General features: G+C 56.7%; 25 protein-coding genes. 5 read left to right on the top strand and 20 right to left on the bottom strand.

The features are described from left to right. Positions 1 to 9: 9 nt before the first annotated feature. From LCM31_RS05900 to LCM31_RS05860, 9 genes are all read right to left on the bottom strand, one after another. Positions 10 to 165: a hypothetical protein gene (locus LCM31_RS05900; protein ID WP_224868328.1), complete on the bottom strand. Its 156-nt coding sequence runs from the start codon at positions 163 to 165 to the stop codon at positions 10 to 12. Between the two features lie 2 nt (positions 166 to 167). Further along, on the bottom strand, positions 168 to 347 hold the full coding sequence (locus tag LCM31_RS05895) for a hypothetical protein (RefSeq protein ID WP_224868326.1): 180 nt from the start codon (positions 345 to 347) through the stop codon (positions 168 to 170). A 33-nt stretch (positions 348 to 380) separates the two neighbouring features. Continuing rightward, positions 381 to 590, bottom strand: a complete 210-nt coding sequence (locus LCM31_RS05890; protein ID WP_224868325.1) for a hypothetical protein — start codon at positions 588 to 590, stop codon at positions 381 to 383. Between the two features lie 149 nt (positions 591 to 739). Continuing rightward, entirely contained in the window at positions 740 to 1,531 is a 792-nt protein-coding gene (locus LCM31_RS05885; RefSeq protein ID WP_224868323.1) for a CPBP family intramembrane glutamic endopeptidase, read from the bottom strand. 83 nt (positions 1,532 to 1,614) lie between these two features. Beyond that, complete coding sequence (locus LCM31_RS05880; RefSeq protein ID WP_224868320.1) at positions 1,615 to 2,283, bottom strand: SCO family protein; 669 nt, start codon at positions 2,281 to 2,283, stop codon at positions 1,615 to 1,617. A 1-nt stretch (position 2,284) separates the two neighbouring features. Continuing rightward, positions 2,285 to 3,193, bottom strand: coding sequence for a heme o synthase (gene cyoE, locus LCM31_RS05875; protein ID WP_224868319.1), 909 nt, complete (start codon positions 3,191 to 3,193; stop codon positions 2,285 to 2,287). A gap of 216 nt (positions 3,194 to 3,409) precedes the next feature. Continuing rightward, positions 3,410 to 4,462 carry a COX15/CtaA family protein gene (locus tag LCM31_RS05870; protein ID WP_224868317.1) on the bottom strand — a complete coding sequence of 351 codons (1,053 nt, stop codon included), beginning with the start codon at positions 4,460 to 4,462 and terminating at the stop codon, positions 3,410 to 3,412. A gap of 18 nt (positions 4,463 to 4,480) precedes the next feature. Beyond that, on the bottom strand, positions 4,481 to 5,146 hold the full coding sequence (locus LCM31_RS05865; RefSeq protein WP_224868315.1) for a hypothetical protein: 666 nt from the start codon (positions 5,144 to 5,146) through the stop codon (positions 4,481 to 4,483). Positions 5,147 to 5,235: 89 nt separating this feature from the next. Continuing rightward, on the bottom strand, positions 5,236 to 6,069 hold the full coding sequence (locus LCM31_RS05860) for an SURF1 family protein (RefSeq protein ID WP_224868313.1): 834 nt from the start codon (positions 6,067 to 6,069) through the stop codon (positions 5,236 to 5,238). 32 nt (positions 6,070 to 6,101) lie between these two features. Here LCM31_RS05860 and LCM31_RS05855 point away from each other — a divergent pair, with 32 nt between their 5' ends. Beyond that, positions 6,102 to 6,326 (top strand): DUF2909 domain-containing protein, encoded by a 225-nt coding sequence (locus tag LCM31_RS05855; RefSeq protein ID WP_224868311.1) that lies wholly within the window; start codon positions 6,102 to 6,104, stop codon positions 6,324 to 6,326. A 47-nt stretch (positions 6,327 to 6,373) separates the two neighbouring features. On the opposite strand, the gene LCM31_RS05850 is transcribed toward LCM31_RS05855, so the two are convergent. Genes LCM31_RS05850 through coxB form a run of 4 tightly spaced genes read right to left on the bottom strand, consistent with a single transcriptional unit; the run spans position 6,374 to position 10,602 of the window. Beyond that, positions 6,374 to 7,264 (bottom strand): cytochrome c oxidase subunit 3, encoded by an 891-nt coding sequence (locus tag LCM31_RS05850; protein ID WP_222230793.1) that lies wholly within the window; start codon positions 7,262 to 7,264, stop codon positions 6,374 to 6,376. 5 nt (positions 7,265 to 7,269) lie between these two features. Further along, positions 7,270 to 7,842 (bottom strand): cytochrome c oxidase assembly protein, encoded by a 573-nt coding sequence (locus tag LCM31_RS05845; RefSeq protein WP_224868310.1) that lies wholly within the window; start codon positions 7,840 to 7,842, stop codon positions 7,270 to 7,272. A gap of 24 nt (positions 7,843 to 7,866) precedes the next feature. Further along, positions 7,867 to 9,417: a cytochrome c oxidase subunit I gene (ctaD, locus tag LCM31_RS05840; protein ID WP_224868309.1), complete on the bottom strand. Its 1,551-nt coding sequence runs from the start codon at positions 9,415 to 9,417 to the stop codon at positions 7,867 to 7,869. Positions 9,418 to 9,441: 24 nt separating this feature from the next. Then, positions 9,442 to 10,602, bottom strand: a complete 1,161-nt coding sequence (gene coxB, locus LCM31_RS05835) for a cytochrome c oxidase subunit II (protein ID WP_224868308.1) — start codon at positions 10,600 to 10,602, stop codon at positions 9,442 to 9,444. 419 nt (positions 10,603 to 11,021) lie between these two features. Between coxB and LCM31_RS05830 the strand changes: the two genes are divergently transcribed. Both LCM31_RS05830 and LCM31_RS05825 read left to right on the top strand, forming a co-directional pair. Further along, complete coding sequence (locus LCM31_RS05830; RefSeq protein ID WP_224868307.1) at positions 11,022 to 12,380, top strand: MATE family efflux transporter; 1,359 nt, start codon at positions 11,022 to 11,024, stop codon at positions 12,378 to 12,380. Between the two features lie 156 nt (positions 12,381 to 12,536). Then, positions 12,537 to 13,196 carry a hypothetical protein gene (locus LCM31_RS05825; protein WP_222247961.1) on the top strand — a complete coding sequence of 220 codons (660 nt, stop codon included), beginning with the start codon at positions 12,537 to 12,539 and terminating at the stop codon, positions 13,194 to 13,196. A 98-nt stretch (positions 13,197 to 13,294) separates the two neighbouring features. Here the strand turns inward: LCM31_RS05825 and LCM31_RS05820 are convergent, their stop codons facing one another. Genes LCM31_RS05820 through LCM31_RS05810 form a run of 3 tightly spaced genes read right to left on the bottom strand, consistent with a single transcriptional unit; the run spans position 13,295 to position 16,450 of the window. Continuing rightward, positions 13,295 to 14,101: a hypothetical protein gene (locus LCM31_RS05820; RefSeq protein WP_224868306.1), complete on the bottom strand. Its 807-nt coding sequence runs from the start codon at positions 14,099 to 14,101 to the stop codon at positions 13,295 to 13,297. A gap of 16 nt (positions 14,102 to 14,117) precedes the next feature. Next, positions 14,118 to 14,378, bottom strand: a complete 261-nt coding sequence (locus tag LCM31_RS05815) for a YheV family putative zinc ribbon protein (protein WP_224868305.1) — start codon at positions 14,376 to 14,378, stop codon at positions 14,118 to 14,120. Between the two features lie 23 nt (positions 14,379 to 14,401). Beyond that, on the bottom strand, positions 14,402 to 16,450 hold the full coding sequence (locus LCM31_RS05810) for a M3 family metallopeptidase (RefSeq protein ID WP_224868304.1): 2,049 nt from the start codon (positions 16,448 to 16,450) through the stop codon (positions 14,402 to 14,404). Positions 16,451 to 16,582: 132 nt separating this feature from the next. Between LCM31_RS05810 and LCM31_RS05805 the strand changes: the two genes are divergently transcribed. After that, entirely contained in the window at positions 16,583 to 17,122 is a 540-nt protein-coding gene (locus LCM31_RS05805) for a gamma carbonic anhydrase family protein (RefSeq protein ID WP_224868682.1), read from the top strand. A 30-nt stretch (positions 17,123 to 17,152) separates the two neighbouring features. Continuing rightward, complete coding sequence (locus LCM31_RS05800) at positions 17,153 to 17,992, top strand: helix-turn-helix transcriptional regulator (protein WP_224868303.1); 840 nt, start codon at positions 17,153 to 17,155, stop codon at positions 17,990 to 17,992. A gap of 87 nt (positions 17,993 to 18,079) precedes the next feature. Here the strand turns inward: LCM31_RS05800 and LCM31_RS05795 are convergent, their stop codons facing one another. The 4 genes from LCM31_RS05795 to LCM31_RS05780 all read right to left on the bottom strand — a co-directional run bounded on the left by LCM31_RS05795 (position 18,080) and on the right by LCM31_RS05780 (position 24,922). Continuing rightward, complete coding sequence (locus LCM31_RS05795) at positions 18,080 to 19,495, bottom strand: NAD(P)/FAD-dependent oxidoreductase (protein ID WP_224868302.1); 1,416 nt, start codon at positions 19,493 to 19,495, stop codon at positions 18,080 to 18,082. A 38-nt stretch (positions 19,496 to 19,533) separates the two neighbouring features. Beyond that, a complete protein-coding gene (locus LCM31_RS05790; protein WP_224868300.1) occupies positions 19,534 to 21,861 on the bottom strand; it encodes a TonB-dependent receptor in 2,328 nt (775 codons plus the stop codon). A 176-nt stretch (positions 21,862 to 22,037) separates the two neighbouring features. Next, a complete protein-coding gene (locus LCM31_RS05785) occupies positions 22,038 to 23,441 on the bottom strand; it encodes an APC family permease (protein ID WP_224868298.1) in 1,404 nt (467 codons plus the stop codon). A gap of 53 nt (positions 23,442 to 23,494) precedes the next feature. Further along, entirely contained in the window at positions 23,495 to 24,922 is a 1,428-nt protein-coding gene (locus LCM31_RS05780) for an aldehyde dehydrogenase family protein (RefSeq protein ID WP_224868296.1), read from the bottom strand. Between the last annotated feature and the right edge of the window lie 99 nt (positions 24,923 to 25,021).

Below are 25,021 nucleotides of genomic sequence, written 5' to 3'. Positions count from 1 at the left end.
CGACATCGATTAACTGCCCTGGTGCGGCCCCCGCCTTTGTCCTTTGTGGGCCGGTGTCACCGGTTCACTTCCCGCGCGGTGAAACGCATACACCGTGAGGCCGATACCAATCAGCATCAACACAAAAACCGCCAAGCCGACGTAAAAGATCAGTTGGTCAGACATGACTACTCGCTGCGCGCCAGCAGCGCAGAAACTTTTACGTAAATACCAAACGCGAGAATACTCGGCACCCAGAGGGCGGTAAACACGCCCTGCTCACGGTAGCCGTTGAACCAGAGATAACTGGAAAGGGCGAAGGAAATCCCCACGGCGAGAAAAATAAACAGGTCAGACAACCGAAACATTTGCGGCACCTAGTTGCAGTTTGCCCCAAAAGTTTAGTCTTGCCAGAAGCCGATCGCGGCAATTAGCAGCCCGCCAATAGCGAAAGATGCCGGAATGCGCAATCCGGGAACGCCGAAGGTGGTGATCAACGACGGCTCCCACCCGAACAGGCCAGCGATAAACCAGATCACCCACGGTAATACCATGGCAATGCCCAGGTACCCCAGCAGGCGCCGGCCAAAAGGCAGCCATTTAAACCGCATGTTTGCCAGTGCTCAGATTCAACTTCACAGACTTACGCGTCAAAAACCGGTCTTTTCAGATTAGTTCAAGCGCGCAGCTTGCGCACCTCGACGATTCTTACCCCGGATTCTCACCCTGGACTCTCACCCTGGACTCTCACCCTGGACTCTCACCCTGGATAGGCGAGCAGCGTCATATGCAGCAGGTTAACCCCCCAGTGGGCGAGCACACAGGCCCAGAAACTACCGCGCAACTGCCACAGCAGCGCGTAACCAAAACCAGCCACACCGACCAGTGCAAGCATCGTCGACGAGGCCGCCCAGCCGGTATGCAGGGAGACGAACAGTAGTGTCACCAGTATGGTGGCGATCCAGGGCCAACGCTTAAGCCACAGGCCAAGACCGCGCTGTAACACCCAGCGGAAAAAGCCCTCCTCGGCAATGCACACCACAACAAAGTTGAGCAGTGCCGCAAGCGCGATCGTGGCGGTCAGTTTCGGGGCGAAATCGAGAACCATCGCTGCCAACGCGATGGGTAACGCAATCGCAAGCGCGATCCAGGGCAGGTCGTTGCGCTTTAGCGGTTGCGGTCGCACCAACATAAACAACACGATGGTCAGCGCAATGACCGCCTTGGCGGGACGGAAGCTTGGGTAAATCAGATTGGCCGATGCATCCCGATAGGGTTCCATCAACAATATGTGTTCATTGCCCGGAACAACGCCGCTGTTGACCAGCAACATCAACAAACCGGTAATCAAAAAGCTGATGGCTTTTTTCCAGCCGTGGGCACTTTCCATCGCCACCAGGCCGAGCCAGATGGCCGGCGCAAACACACCAATCCAGCCAAAGGGAATGACCAGAAAGCAGAGAAAAGCGGCGGGTAACCAGAGCGATTTGCCGTCGAATGGTTCGCGCGCGGCAATTTCCGGCGCCCCCCGCCGAACACTAAGAGAAAACATAGAAAATCCATTTTCAATAGGTCGAATGGGAACAGGCGCCATCATAGCGCCTGTTGTCGATTACTTCAGTGAACCCCGTCCCTTCAGCCGGTGAACGTGGCTCTCATTGAGCGGTAGGTCAGTTTCATTTTGGCCGGATCCAGTGGCGCCTTGAAAAAGCCATGGTAGTGACCGCGGGGATTAATCAATACCACTTGCGAGCCGTGGTCGACGGTATAGTTACCATCCTCCAGAGGCACCTTGTTAAACGGTACATTCAACTGGTTCGCAAAGCGCTTCAGGTTCAGAAACTCACCGGTTACCCCGGCAAATTCCGGATTGAAGTAGCGCACGTAGTCATGTAGTTGTTTTGGTGTATCCCGCTTTGGGTCTACCGACACCAGTAAAATATCGGTGGTTTTCCGGGTTTCTTCATCCAGTGTCTGATAAAAATTATTTAGCGTCGCCATGGTGGTCGGGCATACGTCCGGGCAGTGGGTAAACCCGAAAAACACCAGTGTCCAACGCCCTTCGAGCTGCGTCGTTTTGAAGGCACTACCAGTATCTGCAATCAGATCGAATTCGTCGAGAATACGTGGGCGCTCCAGCTTGATTGCACCATTGAGGCGTAACTCGGTATCGCTGATTACCCGCGGCTGGTTCATTTTATTCAGGAAACCGGCCATCACCGCGACCATAAATAAAACCAGAACGCCGACGGTTAAAAATATTCCCCGCTTTTGCGTGGCCGTGTGCTGCGAATTCTCACCCATCTCAGACTCCACTGGTTGGTAGTGCAACCAGATAATGATCCAGCAACATAATGCAGAACAGCGCCATCAAATAGATGATCGAGTACTTGAATGTTTCCATGCCCGCGTTGGGGTTGCGATCGCGCAACATTTCCACCGCCCAGTACAGGAAACCAATACCCAGCACCACCGCGCCCAGCAGATACAACCAGCCGAGCATGGCGGTAGCAAATGGCAACAGCGAGACCGCAAACAAAATAAACGTGTACAGCAAAATATGGACTTTGGTGTATTGCACTCCGTGGGTAATCGGCAACATGGGGATTTCCGCCTTGGCGTAATCATCGCGGCGGTGTACCGCAAGCGCCCAGAAGTGCGGTGGTGTCCAGGCAAAAATAATCAGTGCCAGCAGCAGGCCGTGGCCATGAATTTCACCGGTTACTGCGACCCAACCCAGTAATGGCGGTGCCGCGCCGGCGAGGCCACCAATCACAATATTTTGCGGCGTCGCGCGCTTGAGAAACATGGTGTAGACCACCGCGTAACCCAGCAGAGACAGCAGCGTTAACCAGGCGGTAAGCGCGTTCACAAACACAAGTAGAATTGCCATGCCCGCGCAACCGAGAGCCATGGCAAACATCAGGGCCTTTTGCGGCTCGACGCGACCGCGTGCCACCGGCCGATTGGTGGTGCGCGCCATCTTGATATCAATCTGGCGGTCCACCAGGTGGTTTACCGCCGCGGCGCCACCGGCGCACAGGGCGATACCCAGATTACCCAGTATCAATATGTCCAACGGCACCATGCCAGGTACCGCCAGCAACATGCCGATCACCGAGGTGAGAATCATCAGCATCACCACACGGGGTTTGGTGAGCTCATAGTAATCGCGCCAGCTGGCGCGTTGGACCGGTACTGCCTGGGTACTCATGGTTACCACCTCGTTGTCGTTGTTATATGCGGCCGCTTGCGTCTGACTTTTATGGGCGCAGCGCAAAGGTCGCTATCGAGCAAGCGTTGCCAACGGGCAAGGTTTACCCGGTGGCAGGGAGTCCCGATCAGGGCTTCCCTTCGTTCAACCAATTCAACCGAGAGGTACTACTTAACCCTCCTCTCAATACTCTTTTCAATCCTCTACCAATACTTTTTACGGATATTGCTTGATCGCTGGCTGCACCGTATTGATGCGGTAACAGAAGGTCAGCAAGCTCAATAGCAACAGTGCCGCACCGGCATTGTGTGCCACCGCAATGGGGAGCGGCAGGAACATCACCACGTTGGCGATACCCAGCGCCACCTGCAAGGCCAGCACGACCAGCAAACCCTGCCCCCAGCGTGGCGAGCCGGCGCGCCATGCGAGTACCGCCAGCAAGCTCACAATCAGGGTGACGATAATCGCGCCGATGCGATGGGTCAGGTGAATAGCGGTGCGTGCATCATTCTCCAATGCACCGCCGAGGTAATTGGGCCCGATTTGCTGGGCAATATTGAATCCCTCGGCAAAGTCTGCGGTGGGCCACCACTGGTCGTGGCACTTGGGAAAGTCCGGGCAAGCAAGCGCTGCATAGTTGGAACTGGTCCAGCCACCCAGAGCAATCTGTAACCCAACCACTACCACGGCAGCGATCGCCAGCGGGCGCAGCCGTTGCAGCGCGGTAAATTCGTGGGCGGGAATCAGTCGTTTGCGATAGCGCAAACGCTCGGACAACATCCACAACACCGACAGGGTCGCCATACCCCCAAGCAGGTGCAGGGTCACGACCTGCGGCCACAGCTTGAGCGTCACGGTCCACATTCCAAATGCCGCCTGCAGCGTGATCAGGCCGAGCAGGATGTGACTCTGGATAAAGCCGCGATGGCCGCGACGCCGCCAGAACAAATAGGTAAGACCGGCCACAAGTAGCATCAACATACCGGCGAAATAGCGATGCACCATTTCCGGCCAGGTCTTGTCGGTCTCTACCGGGGTATCCGGGAAGGCGGCATTGGCCGCGGCGATTTCACTCTGGTTATCCGGCCACAGCAGATGACCGTAGCAACCAGGCCAGTCTGGACAACCCAAGCCGGCATCGGCGAGACGGGTAAATGCGCCGAGCACCACCACGACTACCGCAAGCCCGGTGCCGATTAAGGCAAGACGAAACCGCCAATCCTGCTTGTAGTTTTTTCTCAGCTCGGTGATGTCTGATTCCACATCCATTGCTTTCTCCTGTTCCCGTTACTTCTCGTAGGAGTACTTCAGCAGTCGCTTGATATCCTTAAGTAGCTGATTGCCGTTGTGGGTGTTGTCGTACACCATCATGGCGTAGCCCTGTTGATCCACCAGCAGCGCACTGGGGCGTTTCAATTCTGCGTGGTCACTATCCGCCAACCACTCATCCAGTTTTTGCTGGTCGGTGGTGGTAAAGCGCAGCTTCGGGTGCTGATCGGCAAGAATACTATGACGGAGCTCCGTAAGCGGCGCACCGGTTACCAGCAGCCGCTCCACACGGCGAGATTTTTCACCCAGGCGGATGTGCACCTGGCGCGTGGTATAGAGGAGCTTTTCGCACTCTCCTGCGCAGTTTTCTCCGCCCACAATCAGGTAGCGCCATTTCGGCTCCTGCATCGCAAGGTCAACCGCATTGCCATCGTCAGCCAGTAGGTCAATTTCAGCGAGGTCCTGGGCCGGCGTGAGCAGCTCGCCCTGATTCACCGTATCCGTGGGCATGCCTACACCGGTGTAAAAAATGATGTAGGCCGCGAGCATCGGCAGTGCCACCGACGCGACCACACTCATGCCGGCCAGGCGACTCAAACCACCCCGCGGCGCAGGTAATGGAGACGGGGACGCCTGCTGAGAATCAGGCTGTGCTTCAGGTTCGATCTGGGTTTGCTCAGTCACGTGAGTACCTCGCTATCACACTCATAACCGGACACAGGTCCAATCGAGTGTTAGTTATTGTTATGCGTTGATTATGTCTGTTTTGGTGTTTATTTAAACCACTTTTCTCGCACTATTTGCCCAAGGCTGGTCGCAGCCAGTAGCCACATCACTACCAGGGCGAAAGCCATGGTGAACCACTGCACTGCGTAACCCGTGTGCTTGGCCGGACTGGTGGTCAACAATTTCCAATCGGTTAGCAGCGCCGTATCGGAATCTGCGCTCAAACGAATATGCCAGTCCGGTTGTTGCAGCCCGGTGTTATGCGCGCGCAACTGTTCCAGTGACTGGATGCGACCATGGACAGCAACCGCCGGCAGAGCATCGTCGCCCGCAAACGAATCACCATTCGGGTAGAGAAAGCCGGTAATTACCTTGGCCGCTAATGGATAGGACACTTGCGGCAACTGGTCACGGTGACTGCTTGCCGGTATCCATCCACGATTGATCAGCCAGCGCGACTTTTCTGCGCTGCCGCTACCGGTCTCAAATACCTGCAGAACCTCATAACCGACACGGCCGTGACGGGTGCGGTTATCCAGGAGAAAGTATTCATCGGTATAAAACCCCAACAGGCGCACCGGGGTATAGGTCGCGGGGACTTTTAGCTCGGATATTTTGATGGGCTGTGCACTGAGACGTGCGTCGACCTGCTGCTGGATACCTTCTTTTTCCGCCGCCCGTTCTAGCTGCCAGTTACCCAGCCCTAGCAAAAGGGGAAAAAAACATATACTCAGAACGGTCAGTGGCCAGTTGCGGATAAATGCTACACTGGCCCCCCGCGCTAAATTATCCTGGCCTTTTGCCAATTGCGCGGAATGGGCGGAGTTCCCGGTCTGTACTGCCTGATCGCGTTGTTGCTGCGATTTTTTGGGAGCTATCATGCCAATAAATACTTCAATAAGTGGCGTTTGTTATGTGGCTTAAAGCAATAATTGTGTTGTTGTTTCTCGCGGTACTGGCCAGCCTGACCAGTGCACTCTTTTTTCTGTTGCGCGACATGGGCGCACCGGAATCAAAACGTTCCCTTTATGCATTAGGCATTCGAGTTTCTCTGGCTGCCCTGCTACTTTTAGCTATCTGGTATGGCTTCGACAGCGGCATACTTTCCAACACCGCACCTTGGGCGAATAAATACTGATTCGGTGAAGGGGTGGGTACCCAAAGGTATCCACCCCTAATTTTTCGTTAGGCGCCCAGCACGTAAACGAAGATGAACAGACCTACCCAAACCACATCTACGAAGTGCCAGTACCAGCTGGCCGCTTCAAAGCCAAAATGATCGTCCGGCTTGAAGTGATTCGCAATCACCGAACGCAGTAACATGATCAGCAGCATAATCGTGCCGAGTGTTACATGCATACCGTGGAAACCGGTCAGCATAAAGAAGGTCGTACCGTAAATTCCGGATTCCAGAGTCAGACCAAGATGCTGGTAGGCTTCGAGGTATTCTTCGACCTGGAAGAACAGAAAGGCGCCACCCAAGGCAACAGTTGCGGTAAGCCACCAATTAAAGCCTTTGCGGTTACCCTTTTTCAGGTACACGTGCGCGATATGCACGGTGACACTGGAAGCGAGTAGCAGCACGGTGTTAATCAATGGCAGGTGCCAGGGGTCGATAATACCCTTGGGGCCGACCACTTTTGCCGCATCACCGCTCACGGCCTGCTCCGGAGTCACCATCAGTGGCCAGGTATTCTGGAAGCCTTCCCACAGCATATTCGAAGAACCGCGGTCACCTTCGCCACCGAGCCATGGCAGGGTAAAGGTCCGGATGTAGTACAGCGCACCAAAGAAGGCGGCGAAGAACATGACCTCGGAAAAAATAAACCAACCCATGCCCCACACGTAAGAGCGCTTGAGCTGATCACTATTGAGCCCCTGCATGTTTTCTTTAATCACCGCGGCAAACCAGAACCACAACACGGTGGCCATCGCGAGGCTGCCGGCAAAGAAAATATAGGAGCTGCCGCCATTGATCCAGGTAGCGGCGCCAAACGCCATCAGGAATATGCCGATGGTGGCGAAGATGGGCAGCCGGGACTGCTCGGGCACATAGTAGCTGCTTTCAGTGGCCATAGTTTTTATCCCTCTCGCTCGGAGTCGGTATTTTTGTTGTTCGCTTGTTTGGCAAATCTTTCCGTGACATCAAACAGCGTGTAGGAAAGCGTAATGGTATTCACGCCGACGGGCAGATCGGGGTCGACGATAAAGCGCAGCCCCAATTCAGCGGTTTCGCCGGCGGCGAGTGATTGCTGGTTAAAGCAAAAGCACTCGGTCTTGTGAAAATAGTTGGCAGCCTTGAAGGGCACCAGGCTGGGGATAGCCTGGCCGATCATTTCACGATCGGTGGGATTGCGCGCGTGAAATACGGTATCCACTGCCTCACCGGGGTGCACACGTATTTCGACCATGCCGGGTTTGAATTCCCAAGGCATGTTTTCGTTATTGCTCGCCACAAACTGCACTTTGACGGTGCGCTCTGTATCGACCGCTGCCGGCACCGCTTCGTAGCGGCCGCCGGTTTTGCCATTCAGGCCGGTTATTTCACAAAAGGCATCGTAGAGAGGCGGCATCACGAACAGCGCAAAGCCGAGCATGCCGACCGCGAGGGTCGTTAACTTGGCTGTGGTTTTTGCATTTGCGCTCAGTGCCATGATGCCAGCCCTCTCAATTCCGGATTAACGTACGACCGGTGGCGTGCTGAAAGTGTGGTACGGCGCCGGGGACGGCACGCTCCACTCCAGCCCTTCCGGGTTTTCCCAAACTTCATCGGTCGCCTTCTTGCCACCGCGCACGGTGCGGATCACATTGAACAGGAACAAGATCTGCGCGGCACCAAACAGGAAGGCGCCCACGCTGGCAATCTGGTTAAAGTCTGCAAACTGCAGTGCGTAGTCGGGAATACGGCGCGGCATGCCGGCCAGGCCAACAAAGTGCATCGGGAAGAAGGTAACATTCAGGCCGACAAAGGCGAGCCAGAAATGCACTTTACCCATGGACTCGTTGTACATGTTGCCGGTCCACTTCGGCAGCCAGTAGTAAACGCCGGCGGTGATCGAGAAGATGGCACCGGGTACCAGCACGTAGTGGAAGTGCGCCACAACGAAATAGGTATCGTGGTACTGGAAGTCCGCCGGGGCGATCGCCAGCATCAGGCCGGAGAAGCCGCCGATGGTAAACAGAATCACGAAGGCAATGGAGAACAGCATTGGGGTCTCGAAGGTCATCGAGCCCCGGAACATGGTGGTTACCCAGTTGAACACCTTCACGCCGGTAGGCACCGCGATCAGCATGGTGGCGTACATAAAGAACAGCTCACCGGCAATGGGCATGCCCACGGTAAACATGTGGTGCGCCCACACGATAAAGCTGAGGAAAGCGATACTCGCGGTGGCATAAACCATGGAGCTGTAACCAAACAGCGGCTTGCGCGCGAAGGTGGGAATAATCGCCGACACAATGCCGAATGCCGGCAGGATCATGATGTACACCTCGGGGTGGCCGAAGAACCAGAACACATGCTGGAACAATACCGGGTCACCACCACCGGCGGCACTGAAGAAGCTGGTACCGAAGTGGATGTCCATCAGCATCATGGTGACCACACCGGCCAGTACCGGCATTACCGCGATCAGCAGGTAAGCGGTAATCAACCAGGTCCACACAAACAGCGGCATCTTCATCAGGGTCATGCCCGGTGCGCGCATATTCAGAATCGTGGCCACGATATTGATCGCACCCATAATGGATGAGGCACCCATAATGTGCACGGCAAAGATAAAGAAGGTCACGCTGGGCGGCGCATACTCAGTGGAGAGTGGGGCGTAGAAAGTCCAGCCGAAATCGGGTGCGCCACCTTCCATGAACAGCGTGGATGTCAGCATCGCAAACGCGAACGGCAGAATCCAGAAGCTCCAGTTGTTCATCCGCGGCAGGGCCATATCCGGTGCGCCGATCATCATCGGCACCATCCAGTTGGCAAGCCCCACAAACGCGGGCATCACCGCACCGAACACCATGATCAGGCCGTGCATGGTGGTCATCTGATTAAAGAAACCGGGCTGCACAATCTGCAGTCCGGGCTGGAACAATTCGGCGCGGATTACCAGCGCCATACAACCGCCTAGCAGGAACATCGCAAAACTGAACCACAGGTACATCGAGCCGATGTCTTTGTGGTTAGTGGTGTAGAGCCAGCGGGTAAAACCGGGTTTCGGACCGTGTGCCATAACTAAACTCCTCTCGGCTCTTACTTACTTATTCTTGAAATTGAGAACGTCAATGGGCTGCACGGTGTCGCCCATATTGTTGCCGAAGGCACTGCGCTGATAGGTGATGACCGCAGCCAGATCGACTTCACTCAGCTGTGCGCCAAACGCCTGCATTGCCGGATTGCTCGGTGAGCCATCCACGACCATGCTCATATGAGCATCCATCGGACCGGTGGCAATCTTGGAACCGGCAATGGCCGGGAAGGTACCGGGGATACCCTCACCCTTGGCCTGGTGACAGGCGACACAAGCACTGTTGTAGATCTCCTCGCCGCGGGCGTAGAGCTCGTCAAACGTGAAGGTTTTATTGGTGAGTTCTTTGATGCGCGCAGCGGCAGCGGCGCGGTCGCTCAACCAGGAATGGTATTCGTCTTCCGGCACTGCCTTGACCACGATGGGCATAAAGCCGTGGTCCTTACCGCACAGCTCCGCACACTGGCCGCGGTAAATGCCGGGTTCTTCAATGCGCGTCCAGGATTCGTTTACAAAACCGGGAATCGCATCTTTCTTCACTGCCAGATCGGGCACCCACCACGCGTGGATTACGTCATTTGCCGTAATCAGGAAGCGGATTTTCTTATTGATCGGCACTACCAGCGGCTCATCCACCTCGAGCAGGTAGTTGGCTGCCTTCGGCTGCTGATTGTTGATTTGCGACTGCGGGGTAGAGAGGTTGGAGAAGAAGGAAACATCGGAACCCATGTAGTCGTATTTCCACTTCCACTGGTAGCCGGTGATCATGATGTCCAGATCGGCTTCCTTGGTGTCGTAGATATCGTAGAGGGTTTTGGTGGCGGGAATCGCCATGCCGATCAGGATCAAGGTGGGGACGATAGTCCAGGCCAGCTCCACCAATGTGCTCTCGTGAAACTGTGCGGCCTCATAGCCTTTGCTCTTGCGGTGACGCCACATGCTGTAAAACATCACGCCGAACACCACTACGCCGATCGCCACACAGATCCAGAAGATCAACATGTGCAAATCGTAAGTGGTACGGGAAACTTCGGTTACCCCTTGGGTCATATTGACCCCCCAGCGTGCCGCGCCCCCCTCCACGTTCTGCGCAGTTTCCTGTGCAAGAACACCGGGTGCAATCGTCGCTAGGGTCAGGAAGGCGAACAGCCGTTTTATGCCCATCAACATCGCCTGCAGATCTCCATGTTTGTTATTCTCGCGGGTCGCTCACGGAGGTCGCACGACAACGAACCTGACGCACGGGCAAATACCCGAGCGAGATCGCGGCGTGAAAAACCACAAATAAGCAAAACCCGTAAACAGCGGCTGGCTGTTCGGAGGACTGGAGTCTGCCCCGACCACGAGATCGGGAACACATCCACACATTATGAATGTGGACACGCTGTAGTAAACCAAGACTACATACACTGTTCGCACACCGGGCGATGACCTCGACTGCGCGATACTGCCGTCAGTGCAACTTGTTATTTTTACTTCAGATGTCGTCGCCCGGAAGGTACAACCAACAACCTGTGTCTTTTTGTCGCATCTAGCGTGTTCAACAGAAACACATCGTCAGAAGAAAGTCAATTAAACCGCCAACTTACATGAAAAATTCATCGGCGCAGACGCGCGTCACCAGGCGCCGCCAGCTGGCTCCCTACCTGCGGGTCTGGCACCTCGCCTGGCCCATGATTTTGAGCAACATTACTGTGCCGCTATTGGGGGCTGTGGATACAGCTGTGCTCGGTCACCTGCCCAGTCCGGAATACCTTTCCGGGGTCGCCATCGGCGCCAGCGTAATTTCCATGTTGCTGTGGGCGTTCGGCTTTTTGCGCATGGGCACTACCAGCCTGGTGGCGCGCGCCAGCGACAGCGGGGCGTCGTGGTTACTGCGCGCGCTGGGATTGGCGTTTTTGCTCGGCACCCTGCTGTTGCTGCTAGCCTCGCCACTGCTGCCACTGGTCACCCAGTGGATGAATGCGAGTGCCGAGGCAACCCCGCACGCGCGGGACTACCTGCAAATCCGCCTGCTCAGCGCCCCCATTGCGCTCGCCAACTTTGCCCTGCTGGGATTTTTTATTGGCCGTCAGGATAGCCGCGCGCCGCTGGCGATTCTGGTCACCGCCAACCTGTTGAACATTGTGCTGGATCTGGTATTGATTCTCGGCCTCGGCATGGGCGCCCGCGGCGCGGCCTGGGCATCGGTGTGTGCGGACCTGTGCAGCTTCGGCATGGGCTGGTGGCTGCTGCACCTGCGCCATCGCGACACGCCCCAGGAAATGGCACAGGTATTGCGCAATACTGCCTTCTGGCCGTGGCAAAACATTGCACCGTGGCTGGAGTTATTGCGGATCAACAGCGACCTGTTCGTACGCACCTGCCTGCTGTTATTTACCCTCACCTTTTTCACCGCACAGGGTGCGGCGCAAGGGGACACGGTACTTGCAGCCAACGCGATCCTACTGCAGCTGTTGATGATGACATCCTATGCGCTGGACGGATTCGCGCATGCCACCGAGTCCCTGGTGGGTCAGTCAGTAGCCAGAAAATCGATGGCCCAGTTCCGCCGCACCAATCGCGCCGCGGGGGGGCTGGCGCTGGTTACCGCCGTTGGGATTACCGCGATACTGGTGAGCGGAAAATTTTGGATACTGCCGCTTTTTACCAACATCCCCGCAGTACTGTCGGCGGCAAACGCATACTACCCCTGGTTGTGTGCACTGCCCATGGTGGCGGTGTGGAGTTATCAACTGGACGGGGTTTTCATCGGCGCAGGCAAGAGCCGGCAGATGCGTGACACCATGTTCATCGCTACCGTCATCGTATTCCTGCCAAGCTGGTGGCTTACACGCCAGCTGGATAACACTGGCATCTGGTTCAGCCTTTTTTTGTGGTTTGTCGCACGCTCTATCGGATTGATGGTCTACTTTTATAACTACACTAAAAAGAATTATTGGCTGTAATTGGAGCTACGGTACGGATTCCTCATCCTTCGTTAGGCAGTCTTGTTGCGCACATTTTGTTTGCTCTATTTCTGGAGCAGTTCTGGACCACAAAGTCCCGGGGAAATAGGCGAACAATGAAACGAGGACGCGGTTTCACCGTTTTCGTTTCGGCGTATGTCTGACCATTATGAACTGATCCAGCAGTGCATTGAGCGTGCCGTGGCCGCAGAGCAGGCCCGAAGTCGCTTTCGCCATTCGCTGCACAAAACTCTGCCCAACCTGCATCGCAGTATCCACTTGCCCGAGCGGGACGCACCACTCCACCTCACCTGTTTTGTGATCCGGTATATCCAGGTTATTCCTGCCTGGCTAAAGCGTCTGGAAGCACTGTGTGATGCCGGCGGCATGGACTTCCACCCAGTGCAGGAGCTGATTGCACACAGCTTTAGCGAAATCCCTGAGCGACAGCCGGAACAGCATGGCCTCGGCTCGATTCTCGACGAGGCGTATCTGGCGCATCGCATCATGGAAGAGATCAACGATGTGTTGCAGCCGGTATGCGGCACGCCGTTATTGCCGATGGATCCGATGGTGGCCAACCTGGTGGTGCGGGAGTTGCTGGGGGAGAGTCTGGCGTGCCAGCTGGATGGGCTCGCCGATATTTTGTTGCAGCGCTTCGAGCCAGCGGAGCTGGATCCGGAACACCTGATCTCGATGATTTTGTATAAGCAGCGCTTCGACGATGTGCCCGGTCAATGGCCCGACTTTGCCCAGCATATGCAAATAGAATTGCGCGGGCCGTCAATTAACCGCCAGGTAGATTTATCCCACTAGTATTTCCGGTGCACCGCTTCGAATAACGCGATCGCGCAGCCGTAGGATCTATGCCACCTCACGCACCAACGCTTCTCGGCCTCTCGCATCGACACACATCACTGCACAACAATTTGTCGCCAGCTGGCAAAAAAATCTGCCTCACCATGCATCAGGGAACGATTCAGGTCGTCCACCTTTCGGTGCAGGGCTTTATTGTAAAAAAACAGACTGCCACCGCGGAGTGTAAACCCTCTGGTATTGTCGGTGAGCAATTGATAAAAGGCTTCCTGGCGCTCCAAATACTGCAAAACACGGCGTTTACTGAAACGCCCCTTGTGATACTTCTGGAAAATAAAATCGCGCAATTGCTGGTCGGCGAGGGCGCGCGCTTCAGGCGACATACGACTGACATCCAGCCAGTGTTTTACATCCACCTCTAATTCCTGCATGTACTGATCCGCTGCATCTGCGGCAGTTTTACTGCGGTACATCGCTTTTTTGCGCCGCTCCTGGAAAGGCGCACTCTTGGCCGTGCCCAACTCCCAGATGTCTTTTTTCGCCATATCTGTGAGCGGATGGAAAATGGTTTTGTGCAGTCGATTACTGTTTTCCGTCAATCGATCACACACCTCAAGCGCAGCCTGCCAGTCAGCAAAGGGCTTGCCGACAAGAATGGCATCCGGCAGGGCCTGTGTCTGTTGTTTTAACCGGCGGGTCTCGACATCCAGGAGCTTGGGCTGTTTTGCCCAGTCATTGCTCTGCAGTACAAACAGTGACAACAGCCCCTGATTTACACAGCGGGTAATCAGGTGCGCGGTCATTTCCTGCTGCTGTTCACGCACCTGGCGCTGGTGGTCGAGCCAGTACAGGCTCGCGACAACGAGGGTAATCGCCACGGCGATCAAGGAAAGGAGCTTTTTCACGTGGAAATCGTTTTGGTTATTTTTTTTCAGACGGCGGCAACAGAATCTTCACCGCGGTTTCTTCCACTTCCCTGTCTTCGGTTTGATTGACCCGGGTGTCCAATTCCCGGACCGAGGCCTGCAGTCGAATTTCATCTTTGAAACCGCAGGCCACACATTCACGATAATTCTTATCGCCCAGTTTGTAATTGACGATCTTGTCCATCTCGCTACAGCGTGGACAGACGGCGCCGGCAATAAACCGGCGTTTGGTGGGCTTGTTGGTTTCGTCGCTCAAGGGATACCTCTACTACTATCGGGTTATTCTATACCCGAGTGACGCAATAGTGCGTCTATTTTCGGTGCACGGCCACGAAACGCCACAAAAATTTCCTGTGCATCGCGGCTGCCCCCCTGCTCCAGCACCGTGGTCAGGAATTTTTCGCCGGTCTCCGGATCGAAAATACCCCTCTCTTCAAACAGCGAGAAGGCATCGGCACTCAGCACTTCGGCCCATTTGTAACTGTAATAACCCGCCGCATATCCGCCGGCAAAGATATGGCTGAAGCTGTTCTGAAAACGGTTTTCCGGAGAGACCGGCACCACCGATACCTGTGCGCGCACCTCGTTGATCAGGCGCTGGATTTCCTCGGCATTGGCGCCCTCGGGGCGTGAATGCAGCAGGAAATCAAACAACGCAAACTCTAACTGGCGCACAGTAAACATCGCGGACTGGAAGTTCTTCGCCGCCAGCATTTTATCCAGTAACGCCTGCGGCAGCGGCTCACCGGTCTCATAGTGGCCGGAGATCATCGCCAGCGCCTCCGGCTCCCAACACCAGTTCTCAAGAAACTGGCTGGGTAATTCCACTGCATCCCAGGCCACACCATTGATCCCGGAAACCGCGGCCACATCCACGCGCGTCAGCATATGGTGCAGGCCGTGGCCAAACTCGTGGAACAGGGTGGTGACTTCGTAGTGGGTCAACAGCGCGGGGGCGTCCTGCGACGGCGAAGAAAAATTACACACCAGATAAGCCACCGGCAACTGCAAGCCGGCAATCGTCTGGCGACGCACGCGCGCATCGTCCATCCAGGCCCCACCGCGTTTTTTCTCGCGCGCATAAGGGTCGAGATAGAAGCCGGCAATGGGTTCGCCACCGCGCTTCACCCAGTAAAACTGCACGTCCGGGTGATAGGTGGGGATACTGTCATCACGTTCCGCGACGACACCGAACAGCTTTTCAACCACCGCAAACATGCCGGCGAGCACCTTGGGATAGGGAAAGTACGGGCGCAACTCTTCCTGGCTGACGGCGTAGCGGGATTGCTTGAGTTTCTCTGCAGCCCAGGCCACATCCCAAGGGTGCAGGGTATCGAGTCCCAGCTCGCTGGTGGCAAACGCCTGCAGCTCGGCAAATTCTTTCACCGCGGCGGGCTTGGCGCGCTTGGCCAGGTCGCGCAGGAAGGTTTCCACCTCCTCGGTGGAGCCGGCCATCTTGCTTGCCAGCGAGCGCTCGGCGTAATTTTGCATGCCGAGCAGATGCGCCTGTTCCGCGCGCAACGCAAGAATCTCTGCCATCACATTGGCATTGTCGAATTCGCCCGCATTGGGACCGACATCCGACGCCCGCGTAATAAACGCGAAGTGCACACGATGGCGCAGATCGCGATTTTCCGCGTGGGTCATCACCGCGAGGAAACAGGGGCCATCCAGGGTGAGCAACCAGCCCGACTGGTTTTTCGACTCCGCCAACGTCTTGGCCTGCGCCAGTGCGGAATCCGGGATACCTGCCAGTTCGGACGCCTCGGTGATATTCAGGGTCCACGCATTGGTAGCGTCCAGTACGTTGTTAGCGAAGGTGCTCTTCAATTCCGCGAGGCGCTTGCTGATCGCGGCGTAGCGCGTGCGTTTTTCGCCCTCGAGACTCACGCCGCCCAGATGCATATCGCGCAACCCGTGGCGCACTGCCTGCTGGCGGGCCTGCGGCCAGCTGGCGAAATCTTCCGCTTTGGCCAGCGCGCGGTAGGCGGCATACAGTTCGGGGTTCTGACCCAGTTCGGTCCAGTACTCGGTTACCTTGGCCAGGCACTCTTCATAAGGTTGACGCCAGTCGCCGCTCAACACGCTGTTCAGGTGCGATACCGGCGAAAATGCCTTGCTCAGCTGGTCCTGAACCTCCTCCAGTGGTGCCATGGTGGCGTCCCAGGTAGGGCTATCTCCGGCACTTTCCAGGCAGGATCGCAGCTGTTCGCGGCACTTGACGATCAGCGTGCTGACGGCAGGCTCCGCGTGCAGGGGCTTTACCGTGTCGAACGGCGGCAGTACCGGTGCACCCAGCAACGGGTTGTCGAGGGAAGTGTCTGACATCGGAATTCCTTGTCGATGGGCGGCCATCACAGGGGCGATGAACGCGGGGACGGGTTAACATATGCCCCCTATTCTAGTGGATTGCCCAAGCGGAGGTCAGCCTTGCCCAAACCGGATTTACCCCATGCTTCCATGCACGAACACCTGCGCGAACACCGCGGCCATACGCCGAACCTCGGCGAGCGGGTGTTTATCGACCCGCAGAGCTGCGTGATCGGAGATGTGACGCTGGGCGACGACAGTTCCGTGTGGCCCATGGCGGTGGTGCGCGGCGACATGCACCGGGTGCGCATTGGCGCCCGCACCAGCGTGCAGGATGGCTCGGTGCTGCATATCACCCACGCCAGTGACTTCAACGAGGGCGGCTGGCCGCTCACCATCGGTGACGATGTCACCATCGGTCACAAGGCCTGCCTGCATGGCTGCACCGTCGGTAGCCGTGTGTTGATTGGTATCGGTGCCATCGTCCTCGATGGCGCGGTGATTGAAGACGAAGTGGTGCTGGCGGCCGGCGCACTGGTGCCGCCGGGAAAACGCCTGCAAAGTGGCTACCTGTATGTGGGCTCCCCGGCCAAACAGGCACGTCCGCTGTCTGAAAAAGAAAAAAGCTTCTTTACCTACACTGCGGGCAACTACGTGAAGTTGAAAGATGAATATCTGGCCAAAGACTAAAGTGGCAATTCGGCCCGGCAGGTGTGCTGCATGAGTGTTACTCCGGATTTATTCCACTGGCATCAGTGCGTCAGTAACCTGCTGGATTGTGAGTCGGATTCGCAGCGGGTATATGAACTGCTGCGCGGTGCCGAACAGCTGGTACATGGCAACAGCAGTATGGCGATCCTGTACCCCTCGGGCAGTGCGCCGGAAATTGCCCATCACCGCTTGCTCGCCAACGAACAGCCCAGCACCCAGGTGGATCGCTACGTAGAGGGCGCTTACCTGTTCGATCCGTTCTATCGCGCAGCGGTGGATGAAGAAAAACAGGGGCTGTTTTTCCTGCGCGAAGTCGCGCCCGATGCCTTTTCGCACACGGAATATTTTCGCAAGTACTATCGCGAAGCCAACCTCGGGGACGAAGCCTGTTATCTGGTAGGCGGCCGCGATGGCACCATTGCCAGCCTGTCGATTGGCCGCGCGCGCGACCTGGGCAATGGGCGCTTCTCCAATCAGGAAATGGCGGTGCTGCGCTCTTTGACGCCGCTGGTAGAAAACATTCTCAGAAAATGGATGACCAGCTATGAGGCGGCGGAAGCTGGCAAAGAAAGTTTCGGCACGCGTTTGGATAGCGCGCTGGAAAATTTTGGCCGCTCGCGCCTGACCAATCGCGAGTGCGAGGTGCTGCACCTGACCATGCGCGGGCATTCCATCAAGTCGATGGCGGAAAGACTCGATGCCAGTGTCGATACGGTAAAAACCCATCGCAAAAACATCTATGCCAAGCTCGATGTCACCTCCCAGTCAGAGCTGTTTTATCTGTTTATCAGCGCATTGCGCCACCATTCCAGCGGCGATCCAGACCCGCTGACCAGCCTGGAAAAATAATCGGCATAAAAAACCGCACCTGACCAGGTCGCGATACAAATCGCGACGCGGCGGTGCGGAAACGATTTCACACTCGGAAACACAAACTTACTTTTGCGTGATGGGGAATCCCATTTTTTCCACCATGCGCACCCAGGGAATACGCCAGCCACCCTTTTCGTCCAGGGTATCCAGCGCATACATGGTGATCTTGGCACCAATCCAGCGGAAGGGCTCCGGCGGAATAAATGCCGGTTGCGTGCGCGCAAACTGCAAATTGCGCTCGGGCACTTTCTTGTCGTCTAGCATCGCCAGAGCCACCCGCGCGCCGAAGCGCGTGGCGGTCACACCGAAACCAGAATAGCCACCGGCGTAAAGCATTTTGCCACCGTGATAGGACTGGTAGTGCACCGCCATCCGCGTGGTGAGTGCAATCGGCCCACTCCACGCGTGGCTGAAACGAATGCCGCGCAGGGTGGGGAAGGTGCGATAGAAGTTATCCACAAGGCGCAGATACGGATCCGCCTTTTTATCTTCTGTGGGATCGGTATTGTTACCAAAGAAGTAATCCAGTCGCCCACCAAACAAAATACGGTTATCGGCGGTAAGGCGCATGTAGTTCAGCTGGGTGCGGGTATCGTAGATACCCTGGCGGTTCTGCCAGCCAATCGATGCCATCTGCTCTTCGCTGAGCGGCTCGGTGACAACAATACGATCGCGGATTGCCGCTACGCGGTTGCGAATTTTGCGGTTGCCCGCGGCAAATGCATTGGTTGCCAGCAAGACCTTGTTTGCCTGTACCTGGCCCTGCGGTGTCTTTACCAGCACACCCTGTTTGTTCTGCTGGTTGCTCACCATGGGCGTGTTTTCGTAAATCTGCACACCCAGCTCAGCGGCGACACGTTTCAGTCCCCAGGCGAGCTTCGCCGGGTGCACGGTGCCGCTGCGCTGTTTGGACCAGAGCCCACCATTGAACAACGGCGAGTTCACTTCCTGCTGTACCGCATCGCGATCCAGCAGGTGTGCGTCGTGCCCGTAGTGACGGTAGAGCTTGTACTCTTTTTCGATATCTTCATGGCCTTCGTCACCGATCGCCACGGTCAGTTCGCCGCCCCATTCCAGATCGCAATCGATACCGTAGCGCTCGATGGTTTCGCGGAAACCGTCGAGATTGTCCTTACCCAGCTGCTCCAGGGTTTCCATATCTTCCGGAAACAATCGCTGGGCATTGGCCAGGCCGTGCATTACCGAAGTGGACAGAATCGCCGCCGGTCGGCCGGAGGCACCGATGGCAATACTGTTGGCTTCGATCAGCACCACGTCGCGCTCGGGGTTTGCCTCTTTTGCCTGTACCGCAGCCCACAAACCGGTAAAGCCGCCACCAACGATCAGCAGATCGCAGTTCAGCGCGCGCTGCAGCGCCGGTTCATCCGCCGGTCGCTGCGGCGCGTCGAGCCAGTAGGGAAAAAAGGTTGTGCCCTGTAACGCTTCCAGAGCATCCGCCCTGGCTTGTTCATCACACATAATTATCTCTCATCAACCAATCTATCGCCGGTCTGTAATTAGAAGAAGTTGTAGCGAACCGATACCCCGAAGGTCGTCGGTGCCTGGCGATAGTAGGAGCGCCCCGCGAAGCTGGAGAACGCATAGGTTTCTGCACTGCTGTCTTCAATATTTTTGATCCAGCCGCTCAGCTGCCAGCGTTCGTCTCCGTCACTCAGGGTTGCTTCTGCGTCCCAAGAATGTACCGGGCCGGACAGCGCATTGGCGTCTGCGAGCTGAGCGGTCATTTCATCGCTGTAGGTGTAGCTGGTTTGCAGGCGCAGGTTGTACTCAGCCAGCGGCAGGTCGTAGGCGAGCAAACTGTTGTAGCTCCACTCCGGCGCCTGCGACAGTGACGCACCCGCGGGCAGCGGTGCTGCCAGTGCATCCACAAACAGTTGATCCACGCCATCCGCAGCATCGTTCACCGAAGCATCGGCGGAGATACCGCGCATGCCCGCAGTGGTCGGCGCGCGGGTAACTTCGCTGTCGAGGAAGGCAACCCCGGCCATAACGGTCAGGTTATCGGTGGGCAGCCAGTGCAGGTCCAGTTCAAAACCGTTGGTCTTGGATTCCGGCACATTCACCAGGGTGGTATCGGCCACCGGGAATTCGAGGAAATTACTGAAGTCATCAACGATGATGGTGACCAGTGACTGACGGTCGGTGTAGTCGAGGCTGAACAGGGCACCGTTCAATTGCAGCGAAGCATCAAACAGGGTGGCCTTAAAGCCCGCTTCGTAGGACAGCACCTTTTCCGGTTTCACATAAGCCCAGCTGATGTCATCGAGAATCGCCGCGCCGTAGTAAGCGCCGGCCTTGTAGCTGTTAGCCACATTGGCGTAGAGCAGGAAGTCGTCGTTTACCTGCCAGTCCAGTCCCAGTTTGCCGGTTACGGCATTTTCACTGGTGCTGTCGTCGAGTTCGGCAATGGTGTCGTTGAAGGAATAAATATCGTCGTGATTGGTAGAAATACCATCGAAGGTGCGGTCATCGGCACTGTAGCGCACACCGGCGATCAGGTTCAGTGAATCGGTCAGCATGGTTTCGGTGTGCAGGTAAGCCCCCCAGGACTTGGTGACCTGTTCGTATTGCGCGGTGAGCAAATCCCAGCCCTGCACGCTCACATCCGCGGGATCGAGCACAAAGGTGCTGGCGACGGAGTCGGTCACGAAGAACGAATCGTCGAATACGTCGTGCACTTTTACGGTGTCTTCGGAAATATTCACACCGGCCACCCAGGTAACGCGGCCATCACCGTTGCTCACCAGGCGCAATTCCTGAGACCACTGGCTGATTTCGTTGTCCTGATACAGGTCCAGAATTGCCGCCGAAGAGCCGCCGTAGTTATCCACCACTTTGCGGTCGTAAGCGTCGAATGCGGTGATGGAAACCACATCCAGGGTTTCGAAGCCGTAGCTCAAGTTAAGGGAGGCGCCGTAGCCGGATTCGTCGCGGGCAACTTTCAGATCGCCAACGTTGACGAGAGTGGGGTCATCGCTGCTGTTCAGCACATCGAACGACGGGTCGCCGAAGGCTTCGCCGAGGCCACTGACCTGCGGGGATACCGGCGTGGATTTGTCATTGCTGAAATAGACCTTGGCCACGGCCTCACCGTTATCCGCAAACGGGAACAGGATCTGGCCGCGCCCCGCGGAGCGATCCACACCGCCGAACTCACGTCCGGTCTGCGCGTCTTCCTGCCAGCCATCGGCCTTGGACATGTTCAGGCTCAAGCGGCCGAGGACTTCGCCGTTGATAGCACCGCTCACCACACCGGTCAGCTCGTGGGCGCCGTAATTGCCGATACCCGCATCCACAAATGCTTCAAATTCGTCGCTGGGCTTGGCACTGATAAAGTTAATCGCACCGCCGGTGGTGTTTTTGCCGTACAGGGTACCCTGCGGGCCTTTCAGTACTTCGACGCGCTCGATATCGAACAGCTGGCCGCCGAGGAAGGATGGATTGCTGGCAAACACTTCATCGGTGTAGATACCCACACCGCTGCTGTTGTTGGGGCTGAAATCATCGAGGCCGATGCCGCGAATGGCAAACACCGGGGTGCCGCCAGAGGTGGAGTTCACAGTCACCAGACCCGGCGTATGCGCACCGAGATCCACCGCACTGTCTATACCCAGGCTCTGCATCATTTCGCCGCTGAACGCGTTGGCGGATACACCAATGTCATTTACCGACTGTTCGCGCTTTTGCGCGGTCACGGCAACTTCTTCGATCTGGTTGGCAAACGCGCTGGTGGTCACACCAAGTGTCGAAAGAAATGCGCCGGTGATGGCGACCGCAAGTGTGTTTTTCGCAAAACGTCGGCTGGAACGGTTCGACATTTCCATGACGATCTCCCCTTAAAAAAATTATCGGTTTTATGTTGAGGGAGACTATAAAAACCGAACAACTATTCGGCTATCACCCCAACGGGTGAGGTGTACGAGGGATCGCCGGCAAGACACAACAAACACAAAAACCCGCAAAAAAGCGGGTTTTTGTAGCTAAGCGAAGCGTTTGCGGGTTACAGCATTGCGCGCATTGCCGAATTTACCGGCGGCTGACGGCGCCCCTGTTTTTCGGCCCACAAGATGGCCAGCTCACCGAGCAGCAGGGTCACGAAGGAACCAATCAGCACCGGCCATTGCACACCCTCACCGGGAGTGTAAATAAACAGGAAGATACTGCCGGCAAGGATTGCCACGCAGAACAGGGTCAGCGCACGCACAAACAGGCGGTTGCCCGGCACGCGGAAAGGACGCTCACGCTCGCCATCTACGCGACGCATTTTCGCAAACGCCAGGAACATACCCACGTAGGGCAGCAGGAAAATGACCCCGCTAAATGCGAACAGTGACCAGAACAGGTCCTCGTTCGAATCCACCAGAAAACCGTACAGCACCAGGATTACGGTACTCATGACGCCCATCAATATTGCAGCGCCCACCGGCGTATTGCGGGTGACACTTTTGATCGCAAAAGCACGCGGCAGTTCGCCTTCTTCGGCTGCTTCTGCAGCGGCGCGGTTGCCACCGATGGCCCAGGTAACGCCATTGGAGAAAAAGCTATACAGCGCGGCAATACCCAGTGCCATCACCAACGCATCACCAAACGGCAGCGGCGCAAAGAACAGGCGAAGTGTGTCCACCAGCCCCTCGACCAGGTCGATATCCTGTGCGGGAATCGCGGCGAGAATTGCCATGGTGCCGAGCGTGTACAGGGCAAGAATAATGGCACCGGAAATCAGGATGGAGCGCGGCACATCGCGCTTGGGGTTGCGCATTTCATCGCTGCTTGCGCTGATCAACTCAAAACCGAGCATGCCGTAAATGATTGCGGGAATATATTGCAGGCTGTCACTCAGGTTCGGTTTGATGCTATCCAGTGTAATCGGATTGGCGAGGCCGTTTTCCGCCGCGTAAAACCCGGCGCCGACAATGATCGCAACAAAAATCAGTATTTTAAAAATCGCGCCGATGTTCGGCACCCACTTGCCCACGTTCAGGGTGACCACGTTGGCGGCGACGGCGATCCAGGTCAGCACCACGCCCAGTACAATCTGTGCAGTGACGGTCATGTCCGGCCAGAACAATTGTTTGGCTACGCCGGCAAACAGAATAAAGATCGCCGGCATCCAGATCGCTACATTGACCCAGTAGCTCCAGCTCACCCGCGACGCCCAGCGGCCGCCGAAGGCATCGCGCACCCAGGCGTAAATACCGCCTTTCTCCGGGTAGGCACAGCCCAGCTCGGCAGATACCAGCGCAAAAGGCACAAAGAAAAACACACCCAGGAACAGCCACCAGAAAATACTCGAGGTGCCGATGGCGGCGGTGGCGGCGAGGGTATCCACCAGCAAAATGGCGGACACGGTAAACAGGATCATGTCCCGTTTACCAAGATTCTTTTTGACGGCTACTTCTGTCACGGAGATTCTCCCGCGTGTTTTATGTTGTTGTTCAGTGTTTGCCGGAGTGTGCCTTAGCTTGCAGGCACACCCAGTTGTGCGGATTTGATTTCGGTGAACTCTTCGACACCGTGGTGGGAGAACTCGCGGCCATTACCGCTTTGTTTGAAGCCCCCAAACGGCGCCTGGTAATTGAACTCGCCGCCATTAACAAAGCACAGCCCCGCGCGAATGCGTCGCGCGATGGCCAGCGCGGCGGTGTTGTCTTTCGCGAACACACCGGAAGACAACCCGTAGGGCGTATCGTTGGCGATCGCCACCGCCTGCTCCAGGTCATCGTAGGCAATGATGCACAGTACCGGGCCGAAAATTTCCTCGCGCGCGATGCGCATGTCATTGGTCACACCGGCAAACACGGTTGGCCGCGCAAAATAACCCTGCTCCAGCCCTTCCGGTTTGCCGAGGCCGCCGCACACCAGTGTTGCGCCCTCGTCCATGCCAATCTGAATATAGTCCTGAACCTGCTGCCACTGACGCCGAGAGGAAACCGGGCCCATAAACGCAGCTTCACCCATACCCACTTCGATCTCGGCGACGCGCGTGCGCACAATGTCCAGCGCCTCGTCGATACGACTCCGAGGCACCAGCATGCGGGTGAGTGCGGTGCAGGTCTGGCCGCTGTTGATCATCACGTCGTCGACGCCATAGCGCACCGCCGCGGTTAAGTCGCAATCCGCGGTGACGATATAGGGGGATTTGCCACCCAGCTCCTGGGTGACACGCTTGACCGTCGGCGCACAGGCCTTGGCAATTTCGATGCCGGCGCGGGTGGAGCCGGTAAACGACATCATGTCCACCAGCGGGTGTTCGCACAGGGCGCGACCTACCTCTATGCCGCGTCCCGGCACCAGGTTGAATACGCCCGCCGGCAGGCCGGCCTCGTGGAAAATTTCCGCCATCAGGTAATCCTGCAGCGGTGTCTGCTCCGAGGGTTTGACCACCATGGTGCAGCCAGCGGCGAGCGCTGCGCCCACCTTGCCGACAAACTGGTGCAACGGGTAATTCCACGGATTGATAAACCCGCATACGCCAACGGCTTCGCGCCATACCAGCGAGTGGCCGAGCTCTTCGGTCTCTTCGGTAATGGCTACCTGCTCGGCAAACAGGCGCATGGCCTCGATGGGCCCCGCCACCTGCAACCAGCCGGCAATATGCTGGGGGCAGCCCATGCTGGCGGATACCGCCGCTATCAGTTCCTGCTCCCGCGCCTGCATCAGGTCGGCCGCGCGCAACAGCAGCGCGCGACGCTCCACAGCTGGGGTATTGGCCCAAGAATCAAATGCACGGGATGCGGCCTGCACCGCACGATCCACGTCGTCGGCACTGCCGGCGGGCACGCGGGTAATAACAGATTCGGTTGCGGGATTGATCACTTCCAACCAGTCGTCGGAAGTCGATTCCACCCAATTGCCATCGATGTAGAGCTTATTCTGGTGTTGCATCGTTTTCGGCTCAGTTGCTGCGGCTGCGCGCCGCTTGCAGCTAATGAAGCAGCAAGCGAGAGCGTCTAGGTCCGCGAGGCGGACAAACTGCGCAATTGT

The sequence above is a fragment of the Microbulbifer agarilyticus genome (genome assembly GCF_020171345.1).
Classification (GTDB): Bacteria; Pseudomonadota; Gammaproteobacteria; order Pseudomonadales; family Cellvibrionaceae; genus Microbulbifer; species Microbulbifer agarilyticus_D.
This window is presented reverse-complemented; position numbering and strand designations above follow the sequence as displayed.